We start from the raw sequence: 18,521 nt of genomic DNA, 5'->3' as shown, positions 1-18,521 counted from the left end.
ACGAAAAGATCTGTGAGAATCAGATCCGCCGAAAGCCTAAGGGTTCCTGAGGAAGGTTCGTCCGCTCAGGGTAAGTCGGGACCTAAGGCGAGGCCGATAGGCGTAGTCGAAGGACAACAGGTGGAAATTCCTGTACCACCGTAATCCGTTATGAGCGATGGGGTGACGCAGTAGGGTAGTGACGCGGACTGATGGATGTCCGTCTAAGCAGTGAGGCTGATGTGTAGGCAAATCCGCACATCGTAAGGCTGGGCTGTGATGGGGAGCGAAAATTGGAGTAGCGAAGGTCATGATCTCAGACTGCCAAGAAAAGCCTCTAGCCAGGAGAAGGTGCCCGTACCGCAAACCGACACAGGTAGGCGAGAAGAGAATTCTAAGGCGCGCGGAAGAACTCTCGTTAAGGAACTCGGCAAAATGACCCCGTAACTTCGGGAGAAGGGGTGCCTCGGTAGGGTGAATAGCCCGAGGGGGCCGCAGTGAAAAGGCCCAAGCGACTGTTTAGCAAAAACACAGGTCTGTGCGAAGCCGCAAGGCGAAGTATACGGGCTGACGCCTGCCCGGTGCTGGAAGGTTAAGGGGAGTGGTAAGCCTTCGGGCGAAGCTATGAACCGAAGCCCCAGTAAACGGCGGCCGTAACTATAACGGTCCTAAGGTAGCGAAATTCCTTGTCAGGTAAATTCTGACCCGCACGAATGGCGTAACGACTTGGGCGCTGTCTCAACGAGAGATCCGGTGAAATTTTAATACCTGTGAAGATGCAGGTTACCCGCGACAAGACGGAAAGACCCCATGGAGCTTTACTGCAGCTTGATATTGAATTTGGGTACGATCTGTACAGGATAGGTGGGAGCCGTTGAATCTTGAGCGCCAGCTTGAGAGGAGGCATCCTTGGGATACCACCCTGATCGTATCTAGGTTCTAACTTGGTACCGTGATCCGGTACGAGGACAGTGTCAGGTGGGCAGTTTGACTGGGGCGGTCGCCTCCTAAAGAGTAACGGAGGCGCCCCAAGGTTCCCTCAGAATGGTTGGAAATCATTCGAAGAGTGCAAAGGCAGAAGGGAGCTTGACTGCGAGACCTACAAGTCGAGCAGGGACGAAAGTCGGGCTTAGTGATCCGGTGGTACCGCATGGAAGGGCCATCGCTCAACGGATAAAAGCTACCCTGGGGATAACAGGCTTATCTCCCCCAAGAGTCCACATCGACGGGGAGGTTTGGCACCTCGATGTCGGCTCATCGCATCCTGGGGCTGAAGTAGGTCCCAAGGGTTGGGCTGTTCGCCCATTAAAGCGGTACGCGAGCTGGGTTCAGAACGTCGTGAGACAGTTCGGTCCCTATCTGTCGTGGGCGTAGGAAATTTGAGAGGAGCTGTCCTTAGTACGAGAGGACCGGGATGGACGTACCGCTGGTGTACCAGTTGTTCCGCCAGGAGCACCGCTGGGTAGCTATGTACGGAAGGGATAAGCGCTGAAAGCATCTAAGCGTGAAGCCCCCCTCAAGATGAGATTTCCCAGTATGTAAGACCCCTTGAAGACGACGAGGTAGATAGGTTGGGGGTGGAAGTGCAGTAATGCATGGAGCTGACCAATACTAATCGGTCGAGGGCTTATCCTAAGATAAAGCGCAATAAGTTTCGGATCCAGTTTTCAGGGTGTAAGTTCAGTATATCGTCAGCTCAAGTAGCTAAAGTTACACGGACAAACACACAGCATTTGGCGATGCTGATTCCTGAAAAAGAATTTACGGTGTAAATTCATGTTTGGTGGCGATAGCGGAGGGGTTCCACACGTACCCATCCCGAACACGACTGTTAAGCCCTCCAGCGCCGATGGTATTTGGACCGCAGGGTCCTGGGAGAGTAGGACGTTGCCAAGCACAAAAAAAGAGCACAGCCTTAATGGCTGTGTTCTTTTTGTATATCCGATTCATTTATCATTCATATGAAAGGCTCATGGCATGCCCTTAGTTAAAAGCACTACAATATTCTGGTTGTTCCTTGTATAGTGCTACTGCTGAGAGGACACTTAAGGCTTGAAGTTTACGGTAATTTCCTTTTGCCACTTTGTATCTCCGACTTGTACGGCAAGATTAGAAGATCCAAATTCGGTTTTGTTTTAGAAAAAATCATGTTAAACTTTTCTCATAAAATAAACAGACTTTCAGAGGTGAGTTGTAGTGCTGGAACGATCTATGGAGAATACAAGGGATTTAAACAACGAAAAGGGAGTGATTTAAAGAAGAAAAGGAGACGATGAAGATGAGCACTTATCAAACGGTTATTAGTGATGGATTTGAGCTGAAATATACTATAAGAGGTAACGGAAAGCCGATATTGGTGATTGGCAGTAGTGTATATTATCCTCGCTTATTTTCAGACCATTTATATAAAAAGTTTCAGTTTATTTTCTTAGATCATAGAGGGTTTGCAAAACCGACTCGTGCTTTAAAACCAGAAGACTATACTTTGGATAAAGTCATTAATGATATAGAAACAGCAAGACGTTGCCTTCATTTAGATACATTTATTATATTAGGACATTCCGGGCATGCTTTTATGGCTTTGGAATATGCTAAACAATTCCCAGGCTATGTTGAAAAAGTGGTGCTATTAAATTCAGCACCTACGAACAGCCAAGAAAGACAGCGGCAAAGCTTTTCATTCTTTTATGAAACGGCCAGTCCAGAAAGAAAGGACCGTTTTGAAAAGGAAATTGCTTTATTAGAGAATGATATCAAAAGAGAGCCCGATAGAAGATTTGTTCACATGTGTATACGTATGGGAGCCCAAAGCTTTTATGATTATACCTATGATGCAGCTTATATGTGGAATGATGTACACACGAACATGCCTATCATAGATTATTTATGGGGAGAAGCCTTCGGAAAGATGGATTTGATACAGTCTTTGGGGGATGTCGATAAGCCCGTGTTTATTGGTCTTGGGAGATCTGATTACTTAGTCGCGCCTGTTTCATTATGGGATCGGGTCGATGATAGCTATACGAACGTAAAAAAGGTGGTTTTTGAACATAGTGGGCATAATCCGATGTTTGAAGAACCTCATTATTTTGATCAAACATTAACCGAATGGATTAATAAAAATCACTAGGATTTTAAAACGGTCGATTCCTATTATAAGGAGTCGACTTTTTTGATATTTGCAGCACAATAGCAAGGATCAGCAAGTTTAATTCAATTATGGCGTGTTCCATGACTTGACGAATCAATGAGGTTCTGTATAATTACCGGGAGATCATACTGTATTGATAGTCTATTTCCGTTTTTCTATATCCTATTTGGGACAAGTCTATAGTTCATGGAACTTAACCATATAGCAAAGTTATGACATGGAGGTTGGGGGTCGTTATGAAATACGAAATTATTTTATTTGATGTTGATGATACGCTGTTTGATTTTAAAATGGCAGAGAGTCATGCGCTACATAATACGTTTGCCCAATTTGGATTGCCGCAAGGGGCCACTGAGTATAAATCTAGCTATGATGAGATCAACAGTTCGTTGTGGCGAGAGGCAGAGGAAGGACTTATTACCTCGGCACAGCTGCGGGTGGAAAGATTTAAACGATTGTTTACTGTTCATAAGCTAGACTTCAATCCAGACGCCTTTAGTGCTGCTTATTTACGTTATTTGGGTGAAGGAGCTTTTTTGATGGACGGAGCGGTTGAATTATGTGACGTACTATCTGAGTGTCGTTTGGCGATCATTACGAATGGAATAAAAGAGGTCCAAACCTCCAGAATTCAGCTTTCCCCGCTGCGTCATGTGTTTGAGCAGATAATTATTTCAGAAGAAGTGGGTTACCAAAAGCCGCAGGCCGAAATTTTTGATTACGCATTTACCAAGCTAGCTATTTCAGATAAAAGTAAGGTCCTAATGGTGGGCGATTCTTTAACCTCGGACATTCAAGGAGGCAATAAGTACGGAATTGACACTTGCTGGTTCAACCCTTCCGGAAAAACAAATACATCCGGCATTCAACCCACTTATGAAATAGCAAGTTTGATGGAACTACCGAGTAGTGTACTTTCAATGCCTCCCGTACTGAACCATACATCTTTAGAATACTAGATAATAAGAAATTGAAGTCAGACTCTAGCAGGTTAAAATTGTATAGTATGATATGGAAAAGGAAAATCAAGGACTGTTATGAACTGAGATGTCTGAATAAAGAGAAACGGATTCGTTGTAGAACGAATCCGTTTTTCTTTTTATTTCCTATTGCGATATTGAAGCAAATCCCTTCATTTTGATTAGCAAGAGATCGCTTTAAGGCGGAAGGTAGAGCTGGCAAAATCCCCAGTAAGATCCGAGACAACAAGCCCAATTTTCATTAAGCGGTCACCTCCAAAAATTTCGCCGTCAAACGCTAGACGGAAAGGGGAAACGCCATCTTCAGTCGAGGTATTAATAGGATCTGAAGTATTGCCGGTCGCACCGGTTTCGATTATATACTTTTTGGCTGGGTCAAGTCCTTTTAGCGTTAGTCGCCGGATAGGTCCATTTGGCTCAGCCAGCACACGGAAGTAAGCGACAAAAGCTTCGGACTGGTCCTCGCTAACAAACATCCAGGCAGTATCGCCTCGGCCTTCAAACGGACTAAGAAGTCGATACATATCTCCCTGCTGTACAAGGGAGCGGATTTCTTTATACTGGGCAATTTGTCTGGCAGCGAGCTCTTTTTCTTCATTTGTAAATGCAGTAAGGTCAAGTTCGTAGCCAAAATTCCCGCTCATTGCCACGTCGCCACGTATGGCGAGGGAGGTGTTTCGTCCCACCTGGTGGTTCGGCACGTTCGATACGTGGGCCCCCATAGTACTGGCCGGATACACGATGCTGGTGCCGTACTGGATCGCCAATCTTTCAATAGCATCAGTGTCATCACTGGTCCATGTCTGCGGCATATAGTAGAGCATCCCTGGATCGAATCGTCCGCCTCCCCCGGAACAGCTTTCAAACAAGATGTCCGGGAACCGTGAGGTCAGGCGTTCCAGCAGATCATAAAGTCCTAGCATATAACGGTGCGCAATTTCCTTTTGGCGTTCGCTAGTAGCTGTAGCCGAAGCAATCTCTGTCATATTACGATTCATGTCCCACTTGACATAAGTAATTGGAGCGATCGAGAATACGGAGCTAAGCGTCTCGTACAAGTAATCGCATACTTCTTTGCGGGAGAGATCAAGCACTAATTGGGATCGACCTTCCGTCCGCCGCCGACCTTCCGCATGCAGGCACCAATCGGGATGGGTGCGGTACAGTTCACTATCAGGTGATACCATTTCCGGCTCAACCCACAAGCCAAACTGTAATCCTTGTTCATTAACCCGTTTGGCTAGGTCGGTAAGACCGCCGGGTAGCTTGCGACGGTCCTCAAACCAGTCCCCAAGCGAGCTATTATCACTGTCGCGCTTGCCAAACCAACCGTCATCAAGAACAAATAGCTCAATTCCTAGAGGTCCCGCTTCTTTGGCAATCGCTTCGATTTTATCGGCGTCGAAGTCAAAATATGTGGCTTCCCAATTGTTCACGAGAATCGGGCGTTCCTTGTCGCGATAAGTTCCCCGGCACAGACGTGTGCGGTAGAGTCGGTGATAGGTGCGCGACATGCCTCCAAGACCTTCTTCGGAAAAGACCAGCACGGCTTCAGGGGTCTGGAATGACTGACCCGGTTCAAGTCGCCAGGAGAAGTCAAAAGGATTGATTCCGATACTTACACGAGTCTGATTAAATTGCTCTACTTCCGCCTGTGCGACGAAGTTGCTGCTGTAAATTAGACTGAAGCCGTACACATCCCCACGATCTTCAGTTGCATCAGGACGAAGCAGTGCCAGAAAAGGATTCATTTGGTGACTGCTGGAGCCCCGTCGGCTTTCCAAGCGAATGGCGCCGGGCCCAAGATCGCGGCGCTGGATATGTCTTTCCCGAACCCAGGCACCAGATAAATAGAGAGCTTGGTAATTGGAATCGGCGAAGTCGACAGAGGCGCTCATCGCATGCTCAATATTCATGACAGCGCTTCCCTTATGTTCAAAAAGAGTAGACCTAGCAATTGCGCTGTGGTTCGCAAACACAGTATAAAGCAGTGTAGTCTTAAGGCCTGAGTGTTGATCCTCGAGGAACAACAAGAGAGTTGTTGCTTCATCATCTGATTCGGTATAGACGGAAGGAAGTCCTTCGAGCTTGGGTTTACCCGGTTCAATACGGTAACCACTATATTTTAGCTCTGTAGTCCGAGTTCCATCGGCAAGCGCAACTTGATAAGCCGGCTGACGGAAGTCGCTTGTTCCATACTGTGGATATTCCTGTGGAAGCGTATCCAAAGAAAGCGTACGACTGGAAGAATCGGGAGTGGGGGAGAAGGAGCAGCGCTCTCTAAGCTCCAATATACTTGCAAGACTTTGGTCATGATGAAGTTGAGCTCCCCAATAGACATGTGCAGGATATCCTTCTGCAAGTTGGATAATATAGCTGCAATCCTTGGACTGCAGGTGAAACAAACCAAGCGCCTCGTTAACATGAATGTTCATGATATTCACTCCTTAGGGGTTATCATCTCGATTGTTTTACGTAAGGATACTTATCAATGACAAATGACTCTTAAGAATTGATTTTACTGTTTAAGCATGAGCTTTCCCGTATGACAAGCTTAGTCCCGATCACGCTGTACGCAGGTGGTTCACGTCCCTCAAACCGTTCAGAGAGCAGCTGCACAGCAGCCTTTCCCATCTGTTCGGGATAGGCACGCACTGTAGTTAGCGGAGGCTGAACGAAGGCCGCCATCTCAATGTCGTCGAAGCCGACAACAGCCATATCTTCTGGTACCTTGACTCCATGTCCATGAAGGGCGCGGAGAGCACCGATGGCGAGCGGATCACTTGCAGCGAAGCAGGCTGTTGGTCGTTCCTGCTCGGCTAGGAGCTCATTCATCATGAGATATCCATCCGCTGTACTCCAGGCACCTACCCGGACGAATTGAGGATTGTACAATCCTCGTTCCCGCATGAATCGTTCAAAATAATGCGCCCTTCGCTCTCCATCGCTCTTGCCGCCGATAAATCCGATTTGTCGGTGGCCAAGCTCGAGCAGATGTCCGAGTGCCTGATCAACCGCTTGCCGGAAATGGAGTCGTACGGAATCGTATTCCAGCTGCTCATGGTACTGGTCAACAAGGACAATGGTGTTCTTGTCCGGATACAGCTTGGACACCTCTTCAGGATCAACGCCTCCTACGACAATCAGACCGTCCGCCTTCTGCAAGGTGCCGAGAGATGAGCGGCCTCTCAGCGTCTGCCCCAATGTCAGGCCAAGCTCTTCACAGCGCAGTTCGATTCCACGGCGGATTGAGGCGTAATACGGATCGTCCCTTTCCTCCTCAATGGAACACCACAGCAGGAGGGCGACCGTTTTCCCGGCACGTTCCGTATTCCGCTTTAACTGCCTCAGCCGGGAAGGCTTATACCCAAGCTGTTCAGCAATTAAAAAAATTCTGTTTTTGGTGTCTGGACTCACGGACAGTGACAGATCGTTATTTAAAACCCTTGAAACGGTTGCGGCAGACACACCCGCTTCGCGGGCAATGTCTTTAATGGTTGCCAAAGAGCTCACACCTTTTTAGTTAATAATTTTACTAAAAATCGACTTTATCCTAACATATCCTCTTGCCACTTTCAAGATGGAGCGTTGAATTTTTTTAACAATATTTTAGTTCTACTACTGTTCAGATTAGTTGTGTTAACATGATGAATATTCTTTGATGACGGAGGGGGTTTATTTGAATATTCTGTCCCTAGCTCGTAAGTGGTTTGGTCGCCTTCGCTTTAAAAGCAAGGTTATAGCGGTATTTCTCCCGCTAATCATTATTTCTCTGCTCATTCTTGGACTTGTGTCCAATCAACTTTTCAGCCGTTCATTGATAGAGCAAACTACCAGCAACGTAGTGGACGAATCGCAGCTTATCCTGTCCCGGACCGACTACATATTCAGTAGTGTGGAAACAGCGGCCAATATTATGGTCACGAATATTAACCGCATGTATGATTCATACGGCGCTAGACCTGATACTGCTATGGATCGTGTTCAATTTGGAAACCTGATGCAAAGCCGCCTATCTATTGACTTGTCTATCTTTCGCGAGGTAGATGCGGCGGTATTTATTGATACTGAAGGGACAATTTTCGCTTCTTATACCGAAAGTGGGGACGATAGCAAAGTCGATAGCATGCTCAAACGGGTAAGGGAATCTGAAAGTTATGGACAGGCACTCTGGTTTGATATGGAGAAAAGAGATTTCCTAACACCAGATCCAAACTCTCCGGTTTTGACGCTGGGAAAGATGGTCATTAATATAGACACCGGCGACCCCTATGGAACGCTTTTTCTTTTGGTAAAGGAAGAAGGTTTGTCTGATTATTTTCGTTCCAGCGATCCCGATACGAACAAATCTTATTATTTTTTAGATAACGAGATGCGTGTGGCTGTGGCAGAAGACAATGGGATGCTGATGAAGCCAGTGAGTTCACAGTTGGCGGAGGCCATCCAAGGCTGTGGATCTAATGTGTCCCCAAAAACATGCTCATTTGAGGACGGCGGCAATCTCGTAACGGTCAATGATTATAACCGAATGGGTTGGAAGCTAGTCAATATTGTTTCTCTTAGCCTGCTTACAGCTGATGTCCGGCAAAATGTAAGGCTTTCACTCTTAATCGGCGTATTCTGTCTTGCTTTTTCCTGGCTCGGTGCTAGCTTTCTGTCCAAAATGGTCGTTAGCCCGCTCGAACAACTGACTAGAGCCATGCGAAAAGTAGTAACCGGCGATTTACAATCGGTTGCGACAGTCCGAACAGAAGATGAAATCGGTACCATTGCTGAAGCTTTTAACTTTATGATAAGACGGATTAGGGAGTTACTGGATGAAGTTAGGCAGGAACAAAACCGCAAGCGTGAATATGAACTTGCACTGATGACCGCTCAAATAAAACCGCATTTTCTGTACAACACTTTAGATACCATTTATGCACTGAATGAGTTGGATCGTAATGATGAGGCTAGAGATACTACGAAGGCGCTGGCAGATTTTTATCGAATGGTGCTGAATAAGGGACGGGAACTCATTATTTTAGAGAAGGAAGCTCAGATTACGGATGATTACCTGACAATTCTGCAAATCCGTTATCCCGATGTGTTCCGCTATGAAGTGGATATCCCTTCAGAGCTTGCGGGTACACCGATTCCGAAACTCTCGCTCCAACCACTTGTCGAGAATTCGATTTACCATGGTCTTAAAAAGAAAGGAACCAAAGGTTTTATCCGTATTTTCGCTTTTAAACAGAACGATAGGGTGATCGTCCGGGTAGAGGACAACGGTGTGGGAATGAACGAAGTTCAAGTTCAGAACATTATGTCCAGACATTTACCGAAAGAAGGAATACGATCAATCGGTACCTACAGTGTTCAGCAACGGCTGAGCCTGTATTTTGGCGAGGAGTACGGGATATCCGTGCAGAGTGTTCTCGGAGAGGGAACCATTGTTGACCTGTCGCTACCAACGCTGCCAAAGGGGAGTGAACACCAAGATGTATAAAGTGATGATTGTTGATGATGAGCCGCTGTTCCGAGACTTTCTGCGAATTAAGATAGACTGGGAAAGTCACGGCTTTCGAGTTTGCTGCGAAGCAAGGAACGGGCGGGAAGCGCTTCAGGAAGCCGAGCGGCATCAGCCGCATCTTGCCCTCGTTGATATCAATATGCCATTTATTGACGGAATTGAATTAGCCCAGAGATTGAAAGTCAAGTTCGAACGAATCGTAATTGTATTCATATCCGGGCATAACGAGTTTGAGTATCTACAGAAGGCCGTTCGAACTGGAGTGCAGGATTATTTGCTGAAACCGTTCAATGCCGAAGAAATGCTTTCAATGTTGGAGCGTATTAAGCCGAAATTACCAGTGCTTCCACAGGAGAGCGAAAGCGCAGAGTTAAGGGGACAGGGCGGCGAAGCGTTGCATAGCAGAGCAGGTATGCCTGATTTGGGCCATCTACGCGATGCGGTTGTGCTTGACCTCCGAATGAAAGACAGTGAAACGCTAGAGGAGGTCCGCAAGGCAATCCGTCAGCTTAGTAAATATAACTGGGGAGACGAATACGCAGATGCGATGCTTATGGGAATCGTATCTTTAGCCCTTTCCTTTGCCAGTGAACGAGGCATTCCTTATGACCAGCTATGGGAAAACGGAGGAGACAATTCTCCTTACGAACGGCTGCGGGAGTTAGATTCCTGGGAGGCAGCTGAAGGTTGGATGCTCACCCTATACCGCAAGCTGATCCAACTGATGGAGAATATGCGTCCGACGAAGGCTTCCAATTTATTTGCGGCGGCGATCAACTATATTGAGGAACATTATGCAGACTCAGAGCTGTCTGCTGAGCAGGTTTCGTGCGGAGTATTCGTCGATCCCAGCTACCTGCGCCGCGTATTTCGCAAGGAGTCTGGCTTTTCCATAGTGGATCATATTACACACATCCGAATGAAGAAGGCTAAGGAGCTTTTGCTGAAAGGAAATCGGAAGCTGTCAGAAATCGCCGAAAGTGTAGGATACAGTGACCCTAATTATTTCAGCAAATGTTTCAAGAAACGCTTTGGTATGACACCCACAGAATATGAACAACTCAAAAAGAGGTAGCATCTGCCTTGTGAGGCAGAACACATCGATTTAAGCCTGGCGGTTTTCCTATATGGAGGACCGCTGCTCTATTTGTCCCGTTTTTTACTGATAATACCCGTTTTATTCCTTAAAGAAGAAAAGAGGCAGCGGTATACTGTAGTCAAGCAAATGAAAGCGTAATCATCAAAGACTCTTCATGAGGGGGAAAAACAAATGAAAAAAAATCTCAGAATCTGGAGTGCAGCCTTGCTAGTGCTCACCATGTCCGTCGGATTGGTCGCTTGTGGTGAAGACAACTCAGCCTCTTCCAATAACGGATCAGGGGACGGAACGATTAAATTGAAGGTGTATGCGCAGCATTTCGATGACGATACCATAAAGCCGTTCGATTATGCGGTGGAAGAGCTCAAGAAGAAGATGCCAGACGTAGAAATTGAACTAGATCCTGCCGTGCAGGACGGGGGACAGAAGCTTAAAACTTATGCAGCAACGGGCAACATGCCAGATATCTATTTAGCGGATTGGCCTGTCCTGCAAACTTTTGCAAAATCAAAAAATGTCGAGGTGCTGGACAACTATGACACAACTGCCGAATTCAAAAAGAATCTTAACCCAGGTGTGGAATCACGTTTGGTAGCTCCTGATAATCATGTGTATGCTTATCCTGAGACTGGTATTGAATTCCAAATAATCTATTACAACAAGTCAATTTTTGAGAAGGTAGGAATCAAGACACCACTTAAGACGATTGACCAGATGGCCGATGCAGCTAAGAAGTTGAAAGCTGCTGGTTATGTACCGATGTCAATCTTTGCTAAAGAAAAATGGATTACGACCGCTTTTTATAATGGGCTGGTTACAAGAGAGCAACCACGTGGATTCGGAGCACTTGAGGAGAAGGGTGTAAAAGCATTGCCAGAAGCATTCGTAACAGCGGCACAGCAGATGAAGCAACTGCAAAGAGCCGGATTGTTCGATGCCAACGCCACGAACACCAATTATGATCAGGCATCGTCCCTATTTTATCAGGGCAAAGCTGCCATGTTCGTAAATGGACAATGGGAAATCTACAGCTCCCAGGAAAAGCTGGGCGATCAAGTCGACTGGATGTACTGGCCTGCAAAGGATGAAGCAACCTACGAGAATTCCAAATACTTTATTGACGGCTCAGGTTCTCCACAAGGTTACGCAGTATCAGCGAATAGCAAAAATAAGGAAACAGCCGTAAAGGTAGCGGCATTCCTTGCCTCAAAATCAGCAGAGTACAGATACTCCCAGCTTGGAAGTCCAATTGTTCCAGTGAAAGTTGATAAACCAATGGCCTCCAATGTTCCAGCAATGATGCAGCGAGTTGTTAAAGAGTTGTTACCAAATGCGCAGGAATATGCTCAACTTCTGAGTAATACAAAAATTCAGAACACGATTAATGACAATACTCAGAATATGATGGTCGACAACTTTTCAGAAAACGATTTTGTAAGTAATCTGAATAACACATTGAATAAAGAAAACTGAGAATTCAGGGAACGGCAACCCTTGGCGCATAAGGCGCTGAGGGGGCTGTTCCAAAGATAAGGGGTGGAAGCAAGACATGAATAAATATTTGGGGAACAAACCGGCGCTCGCACTGTTTCTCCTCCCTGCTTTGATACTGTATAGCGTGATACTGATATATCCCGTTTTGCAAACCGTTCTTCGCAGCTTTTATGATTGGGATGGCCTCAGTACACTGACCTTTTCAGGATTGAATAATTACCGGGAATTGTTCTCTGATCCTCTACTTGCTACTTCGCTTAAGAACGGATTGATCTTTGCAATTGTACTGGCAGTCTTTCAGATCGGACTGGGAACGATATTGGCACTAATCTGTGCGGACCCACGTACACGCGGGCGGAAAATACTGAAAACCGCTTATTTTATCCCAGTTGTCCTATCGGTAACTGTGGTATGCCAGCTGTGGATTGCAATTTATGATCCAACCAACGGATTAATCAACCGACTGTTTGATCTCTTGAACATTCCGTATCAGCAAAATTGGTTGAGCTCCCCAACAACATCCATTATTGCCATCGCCTTTGTTAATGCTTGGCAGTTTATGGGATACCAATTCTCGTTGTTATATGCGGGAGTTAAGTCAATACCCGAAGACTACTTTGAGGCTGCCACGATTGACGGTTGCAGCAAATGGAAAGCGCATCTGCATGTTACGCTTCCTTTAATGAGAGAAACGTACAAATTTTGCTTCATTATCGCGATAACCTCTGGAATAGGGGCGTTTGTACAGATGCTGATTATGACAAATGGTGGGCCCGGTACTACAAACTATACACTGACATTCATGATTTATCGCTATGCTTTTATGGAGAGCAACTATGGTTATGCGTGTGCTGTATCCGTGCTACTTGTATTAATCTCGCTATTGGCAACTGTAGTTATCAATAAGCTGTTCGACCGCGGACAAACCGCCTGATAAGGCGTGTATTGAAAAGGAGAACGAAATGAGTAAAACCGCTTTGAGCAAGTTCAGACATGCTGCCCTGCAGATACCACTGTGGTTGTATCTAATTGTTTCGGTCTACCCGTTGTTTTGGATGGTATCCTACTCGTTAAAGAACAACGATGAGATCTTCGTCTCTAACCCATTTGGACTGCCAACGCATTTTCGATACGAAAATTACATCAATGCCTGGACACAATTTAATATTCCCCGTTACTTTCTAAACAGTCTGGTCGTATCAACGATTTCGACTCTGTTTATCCTTTTACTGGCTCTGATGTTTGCCTTTGCAGTGGCTCGTATGAGGTGGAGATTTCGTTCTACCGTTCGGACTTATATGACCATAGGAATGTTTATGCCACTTCAGGTTATCATGATACCGCTGGCGATTCTGGTTCGCGATTTTAATCTAACGAATACGTATGGAGCTCTTATTCTGCCTTATATCGCAATTGGCCTTCCTTTCTCGTCCATGATTTTCTATGGGTTCCTTACGGGAATCCCTAAGGAGATTGAAGAGGCAGCATGCATGGATGGAGCTAATATTTATAGACTGTTCCTGAAAATCATTGTACCCCTTGCATTACCTGCAATTGCGACTGTAGCCATTTTTCAGTTTTTGAACAACTGGAATGAATTCACTTTGGCCTATATTCTCATTTCTGATGAAAATATGAAGACATTGCCGCTAGGCTTGCTTTTCTTCCAAGGCTCTTATAGTACAGATTGGGGAGCGATGGGTGCTGTTATGACTATTGCCTCCTTACCGATGGTACTCGTCTATCTGTTCTTGAGTGAACAAGTAGAGCGGGCGATGACGGTAGGTTCCGCTGTAAAAGGGTAAAAATAGACTTTCAAGCAAACTGCCTGGGTTAAGGATCACCAACAGATCCTCTAACCCAGGCAGTTTGTTCGATAACGACATCAGACAATAAAATCGATATTTTCCACTATAATAGATAATAATATCCCCTTTTTTTGGGTGGTTTTTCTTTATAATGAAGGCGCACCCATAACAATTAAAGGAGCTGATATGTTTTGACTCGTAACCAACGCTTAAGAAAATGGTCCACGATCCTGTTAACGGTGCCTATGCTCACGATGTTCACCTCAGGTGCAATGGCCGAGCAGGATATGAACGGGCATAAGCCTCCGAATTCTGCTGGAAGCGGCGTGTTTTACGAAATTTATATTAATTCTTTTTATGATTCGAATGGGGACGGACATGGTGATTTAAAGGGTATTACACAAAAGCTTGATTACTTAAACGATGGCAATCCCCGTTCGGGCAAGGATTTGCAGGTCAGCGGTCTCTGGCTCATGCCACTGAATCCGTCTCCAAGCTACCATAAATATGATGTAACTGATTACTATCAGGTGGACCCGCAGTACGGGAATCTGAATGATTTCCGCACCTTGACGAAAGAAGCGAAAAGAAAGGGTGTCAAGGTGATCATCGACCTTGTTATCAATCATTCGAGCAGCGAGCACCCTTGGTTCAAGGAGGCCAGCGCCAACCCGCAAAGCAAATACCATGACTATTACGTATGGGCAGATGAGAATACAAATCTGGATGAGAAGGGATCATGGGGCCAGCAGGTATGGCATAAAAATCCGAATGGCGAAGGGTATTTCTACGGTACCTTCTGGTCGGGGATGCCGGATCTGAACTTTGACAATCCCGAAGTCCGCAAGGAAATGATCAAAGTCGGCAAGTATTGGCTACAGCAGGGTGCAGACGGATTCCGGCTTGATGCGGCGATGCATATTTTTAAAGGGCAAACGAAGGATGGCGCAGATAAAAACATTGCGTGGTGGAATGAGTTCCGTTCCGAGATGGAAAAGATAAATCCAAATGTATATCTGGCAGGAGAAGTATGGGATAAACCGGAGACAATAGCTCCTTATTACGAATCGCTCCACTCTCTGTTTAATTTTGATCTGGGCGGAACGATTTTGAACTCCGTGAAAAACGGCCAGGATCAGGGTATCGCAACATTCGCAGAGAAAACGCTAAAGCTGTACAAATCATACAATAGGGTGGCACTCGATGCTCCGTTCCTAAGCAATCATGACCAGACCCGTGTTATGAGCGAGCTGGGCGGGGATGTGCGAAAAGCCAAACTGGCTGCATCCATTCTTTTGACGTTGCCGGGCCAGCCATTTCTCTATTACGGGGAAGAGATCGGCATGAAGGGAGAGAAGCCCGATGAGTTTCTTCGGGAGCCTATGCGCTGGTACAAGGGAGAAGGTCTCGGTCAAACGAAGTGGGAGGAGTCCAAATACAACAAAGGCGAAGTATCGGTGGAAGCGCAGTTGCGGGACAATGATTCCCTGCTGGCAAGCTACCGTACGCTTATCCGCCTGAGGGAAGAACATGAGGCTCTTCGCAGCGACAATCTAGAACCGTTCCAAGCAGGTTCTGCCAACGTGGCGGCATACAAACGTTCCTCAGGCAAAGAAACATTGTATGTATATCATAACCTGTCAGGAGAGTCGGTTACCCTCCAGATGAAAGATCGGGATAAGCAGAAGAGGAAAGTAGTCTTCTCCAGCTCAAAGGATGTGAAAGTAAAGAAAGATACGGTGAAGATTCCCGCCTACAGCTCTTTGATTACCAAAGAAGATAGAAAGAGCTGAGCTACGCAAACTTACAGCCACAATAAGGATGGACATTTATTGGTAAACCCATGTGGGGGTGTGAAAAACACCCCTCGTAAGGAGGAAGCAACATTCTAAAAACGAATTACTGATTCATGATTAGGATCAAGAGTCATATGAGGAAGCTTGTAAAAAAGCAAAATTTGCAGCAAGGATGGCCGATTCCATGCGAGACTACTTAATAAATATGCTCCAAGAAATAGGATTGCAGATTTTTTGAAGGTGTCGCATGTACGTAATTAATTGATTCAGACTGCTCGTTGTTACATACAACTTCTTTAAACCACCTAGATCATAATAACCCCCTTTTTTTGGGGAAAGATTTCCTTTATAATGAAAGCGTATGCAATAACATCTTACGGATGACCTGCTTGGCAATAACCGATTTACAATTGAATTCGATCCGTGAGCAACCGTTTGATAGGTGGTGGCTCAATTTAGGAGTGGAAGGAAAATGAAAATGGACAATCGGAAATACAATGTAGTTATTATTGGTTATGGAGGTATGGGAAGCTACCATGTTCAATTAATTGAACCTATTGAGCAGCTTGCCATTGGCGGTGTATATGATATTGTTGATTATCGGATGGAATTGGCTGCAGCAGCCGGCTATAAAACTTATGCCAGTCTAGAGGCTGTTCTCGGCGATCAGGACGTAGATATTGTATTAATAGCAACGCCTAATGACGTTCATAAAGAAATCGCGATCCAAGCACTGCAAGCTGGCAAACATGTCATTTGTGAAAAGCCAGTTACGATAACAAGCGCAGATTTCTTAGATATTGTCGAGGTGGCCAAGCAAGAAAATCGTCTGTTTACAGTACATCAGAATCGCAGATGGGATGAAGACTTCCGGATTGTCAAAGATATAATCAGTAAGAAGACCGTTGGCGATCTTTTCCACCTGGAATCGCGGGTTCAGGGAGCTAACGGCATTCCAGGAGACTGGCGGCAATTAAAGGCGTATGGTGGAGGAATGCTGTTGGATTGGGGAGTGCATCTGTTGGACCAGCTTCTTCAGATTACGGACAGCCAAATCGAAAGCGTGACTGCTACCTTAAGTTATATTCTGGGGACAGAAGTGGATGACGGCTTTACCAGCTTGATTGAGTTCAAGGATGGTCTTACAGCGGTCATTGAAGTAGGTACAACGAATTACGTAAAGTTGCCGCGTTGGTATATTAAAGGAACTGAAGGAACAGCAGTGATCAAGGATTGGGATTTGAGCGGAGAGATTGTCACCCGAAATCCAGATGTCGCTCACGTGGAACCCAAACCGATTCAAGCAGGTCAAGGGTTGACGAAAACGATGGCACCGCCGTCTGAGGAATCCACCCTTAAGTTCCCGATTGAGAAAATACCTGCTGCAGCAGAAAGCTTTTACGAAAATTTTGTCTCCACCATCGAAGGAAAAGCCGAGCTTGCGATCAAAAGCGAAGAAGTGCACCGTGTGCTGGTGCTGATCGAAACCATTTTTGAGGCAGCAGCGACCAAAAGCGTGATTCGAAGATCGATTTAAAAGAAACGCAGAGTCTTTCACAGATTCTGGAATGAAATAATTTGAGAGCATGGCCAGGCGGATATGGCTCGTGAAAGCACCCCCTTTATCCTCATAGTGAGGACAAAGGGGGTGCTTGTTTAATCTACCCTGAATATAGCCAGCAGAAATTTTAGTCTGTTTTACACTTCAACAGCTTCGGGTCTTTTCACTTGGAGAGGAGGTGAAATTAACCATCCTTTTTCTTTAGACATTTGAAGAATCTTAACGCCTAAAGCAGTTTTGGTGGCATGATATTTTGCAAACAAGGCCCCTATATCCTCTCTGATGGATTGACCCATCACTTGACTACAAGCCACCAGTCCCAATGATGTATCAGACGCAATTTTAGCGGCGATCTCCGGGTCAGTAAACCGCGCACCTACAGGAATATCTTCAAGTTTCACTGGAGGTCTTTCTGGTAAGGCTGGCGCTGGGGCAATCCCATTGTCAGTAAGGAGCATATCACACTCCTTAATTTCAAGTTTTGCTTGATCAATGAGTGCGTCCAATATTTTTTTCAAATCCTTATCACCTGCATGATTCAGGAATGCTTGGTAGAAAGACAGAGCCCCTTTCGCGGCCAATGAAAATTGCCAAACACCGGAAATTTCACCATAGTGCATAGGTTCATCTTTTGGATTCCCACTTAATATTCCCATCATAACCGCTCCTTTAATATTTTTTACACCAATCTTATAGTTCCAATTAATGATTAAAATCATCCAAATAAATTTGTAAATACACAATAGAATAAGGAGCGGATTTTTGGAGAAATTATATGCATCACACTTTCAGGGAGGATTCCTTTTTATGAAGAAACAAATAGTCACAGCGGTAACTTCCATTTGCTTGTTTGCAGCTTTAGCCACCCCTTCTTTAGCACAAAGTCCAAATGTAAATGCAGCCAATGACCCAGCTCAAAACCCTTATCAAAGTAACAATCCAACTTATAACGCTAACAATGTACGAGCAAACGCCGTAGATAATGACAACGATATGGATTGGGGTTGGCTTGGCTTGCTTGGTTTGATAGGACTGGCTGGAATGCGCAGAAAAGTATCTGACCATAAATAATTTGCAAATTAAAATCAATTTCAAAACAAAACACCTTCAGAAGATGCATTCCTAAGCATGGAAGCTGATT

Annotated in this window: 13 protein-coding genes and 2 rRNA genes (1 of these 15 only partly in view); 12 read left to right on the top strand and 3 right to left on the bottom strand. The window is 45.4% G+C overall.

Annotated features, from left to right (window positions below; genetic code table 11):
* The 4 genes from C0638_RS21060 to C0638_RS21045 form a co-directional block, all read left to right on the top strand.
* A 23S ribosomal RNA gene (locus C0638_RS21060) occupies window positions 1–1,614 on the top strand (it extends 1,312 nt beyond the left edge of the window).
* Window positions 1,615–1,758: 144 nt separating this feature from the next.
* A 5S ribosomal RNA gene (gene rrf / locus C0638_RS21055) occupies window positions 1,759–1,875 on the top strand.
* Between the two features lie 382 nt (window positions 1,876–2,257).
* Window positions 2,258–3,109, top strand: a complete 852-nt coding sequence (locus tag C0638_RS21050; RefSeq protein WP_102163762.1) for an alpha/beta fold hydrolase — start codon at window positions 2,258–2,260, stop codon at window positions 3,107–3,109.
* 257 nt (window positions 3,110–3,366) lie between these two features.
* Entirely contained in the window at window positions 3,367–4,089 is a 723-nt protein-coding gene (locus tag C0638_RS21045) for a YjjG family noncanonical pyrimidine nucleotidase (protein ID WP_013371127.1), read from the top strand.
* 182 nt (window positions 4,090–4,271) lie between these two features.
* On the opposite strand, the gene C0638_RS21040 is transcribed toward C0638_RS21045, so the two are convergent.
* A complete protein-coding gene (locus tag C0638_RS21040; RefSeq protein ID WP_058712431.1) occupies window positions 4,272–6,545 on the bottom strand; it encodes an alpha-galactosidase in 2,274 nt (757 codons plus the stop codon).
* A 70-nt stretch (window positions 6,546–6,615) separates the two neighbouring features.
* The gene (locus C0638_RS21035; protein ID WP_013371130.1) at window positions 6,616–7,614 is read right to left on the bottom strand and encodes a LacI family DNA-binding transcriptional regulator; all 999 of its coding nucleotides are present in this window, start codon (window positions 7,612–7,614) and stop codon (window positions 6,616–6,618) included.
* Between the two features lie 175 nt (window positions 7,615–7,789).
* Between C0638_RS21035 and C0638_RS21030 the strand changes: the two genes are divergently transcribed.
* From C0638_RS21030 to C0638_RS21000, 7 genes are all read left to right on the top strand, one after another.
* Window positions 7,790–9,598 (top strand): sensor histidine kinase, encoded by a 1,809-nt coding sequence (locus tag C0638_RS21030; protein ID WP_014599749.1) that lies wholly within the window; start codon window positions 7,790–7,792, stop codon window positions 9,596–9,598.
* Window positions 9,591–10,697, top strand: coding sequence for a response regulator transcription factor (locus C0638_RS21025; RefSeq protein ID WP_025678391.1), 1,107 nt, complete (start codon window positions 9,591–9,593; stop codon window positions 10,695–10,697). Before C0638_RS21030 ends, C0638_RS21025 begins: the two co-directional genes overlap by 8 nt.
* A 195-nt stretch (window positions 10,698–10,892) precedes the next feature.
* Window positions 10,893–12,194, top strand: coding sequence for an ABC transporter substrate-binding protein (locus tag C0638_RS21020; protein ID WP_058712432.1), 1,302 nt, complete (start codon window positions 10,893–10,895; stop codon window positions 12,192–12,194).
* A gap of 76 nt (window positions 12,195–12,270) precedes the next feature.
* Entirely contained in the window at window positions 12,271–13,149 is an 879-nt protein-coding gene (locus C0638_RS21015; protein WP_013371134.1) for a carbohydrate ABC transporter permease, read from the top strand.
* Window positions 13,150–13,177: 28 nt separating this feature from the next.
* A complete protein-coding gene (locus C0638_RS21010; protein ID WP_013371135.1) occupies window positions 13,178–14,020 on the top strand; it encodes a carbohydrate ABC transporter permease in 843 nt (280 codons plus the stop codon).
* A 194-nt stretch (window positions 14,021–14,214) separates the two neighbouring features.
* Complete coding sequence (locus C0638_RS21005) at window positions 14,215–15,816, top strand: alpha-amylase family glycosyl hydrolase (RefSeq protein WP_058712433.1); 1,602 nt, start codon at window positions 14,215–14,217, stop codon at window positions 15,814–15,816.
* A 475-nt stretch (window positions 15,817–16,291) separates the two neighbouring features.
* A complete protein-coding gene (locus tag C0638_RS21000) occupies window positions 16,292–17,356 on the top strand; it encodes a Gfo/Idh/MocA family oxidoreductase (protein ID WP_013371137.1) in 1,065 nt (354 codons plus the stop codon).
* A 161-nt stretch (window positions 17,357–17,517) separates the two neighbouring features.
* On the opposite strand, the gene C0638_RS20995 is transcribed toward C0638_RS21000, so the two are convergent.
* Complete coding sequence (locus C0638_RS20995; RefSeq protein ID WP_058712434.1) at window positions 17,518–18,036, bottom strand: DUF3231 family protein; 519 nt, start codon at window positions 18,034–18,036, stop codon at window positions 17,518–17,520.
* 151 nt (window positions 18,037–18,187) lie between these two features.
* Between C0638_RS20995 and C0638_RS20990 the strand changes: the two genes are divergently transcribed.
* The gene (locus C0638_RS20990; protein WP_013371139.1) at window positions 18,188–18,451 is read left to right on the top strand and encodes a WGxxGxxG family protein; all 264 of its coding nucleotides are present in this window, start codon (window positions 18,188–18,190) and stop codon (window positions 18,449–18,451) included.
* The last annotated feature ends 70 nt before the right edge of the window (window positions 18,452–18,521 follow it).

This window comes from Paenibacillus sp. lzh-N1 (assembly GCF_002872435.1).
Lineage (GTDB): Bacteria > Bacillota > Bacilli > Paenibacillales > Paenibacillaceae > Paenibacillus > Paenibacillus polymyxa_C.
This window is presented reverse-complemented; position numbering and strand designations above follow the sequence as displayed.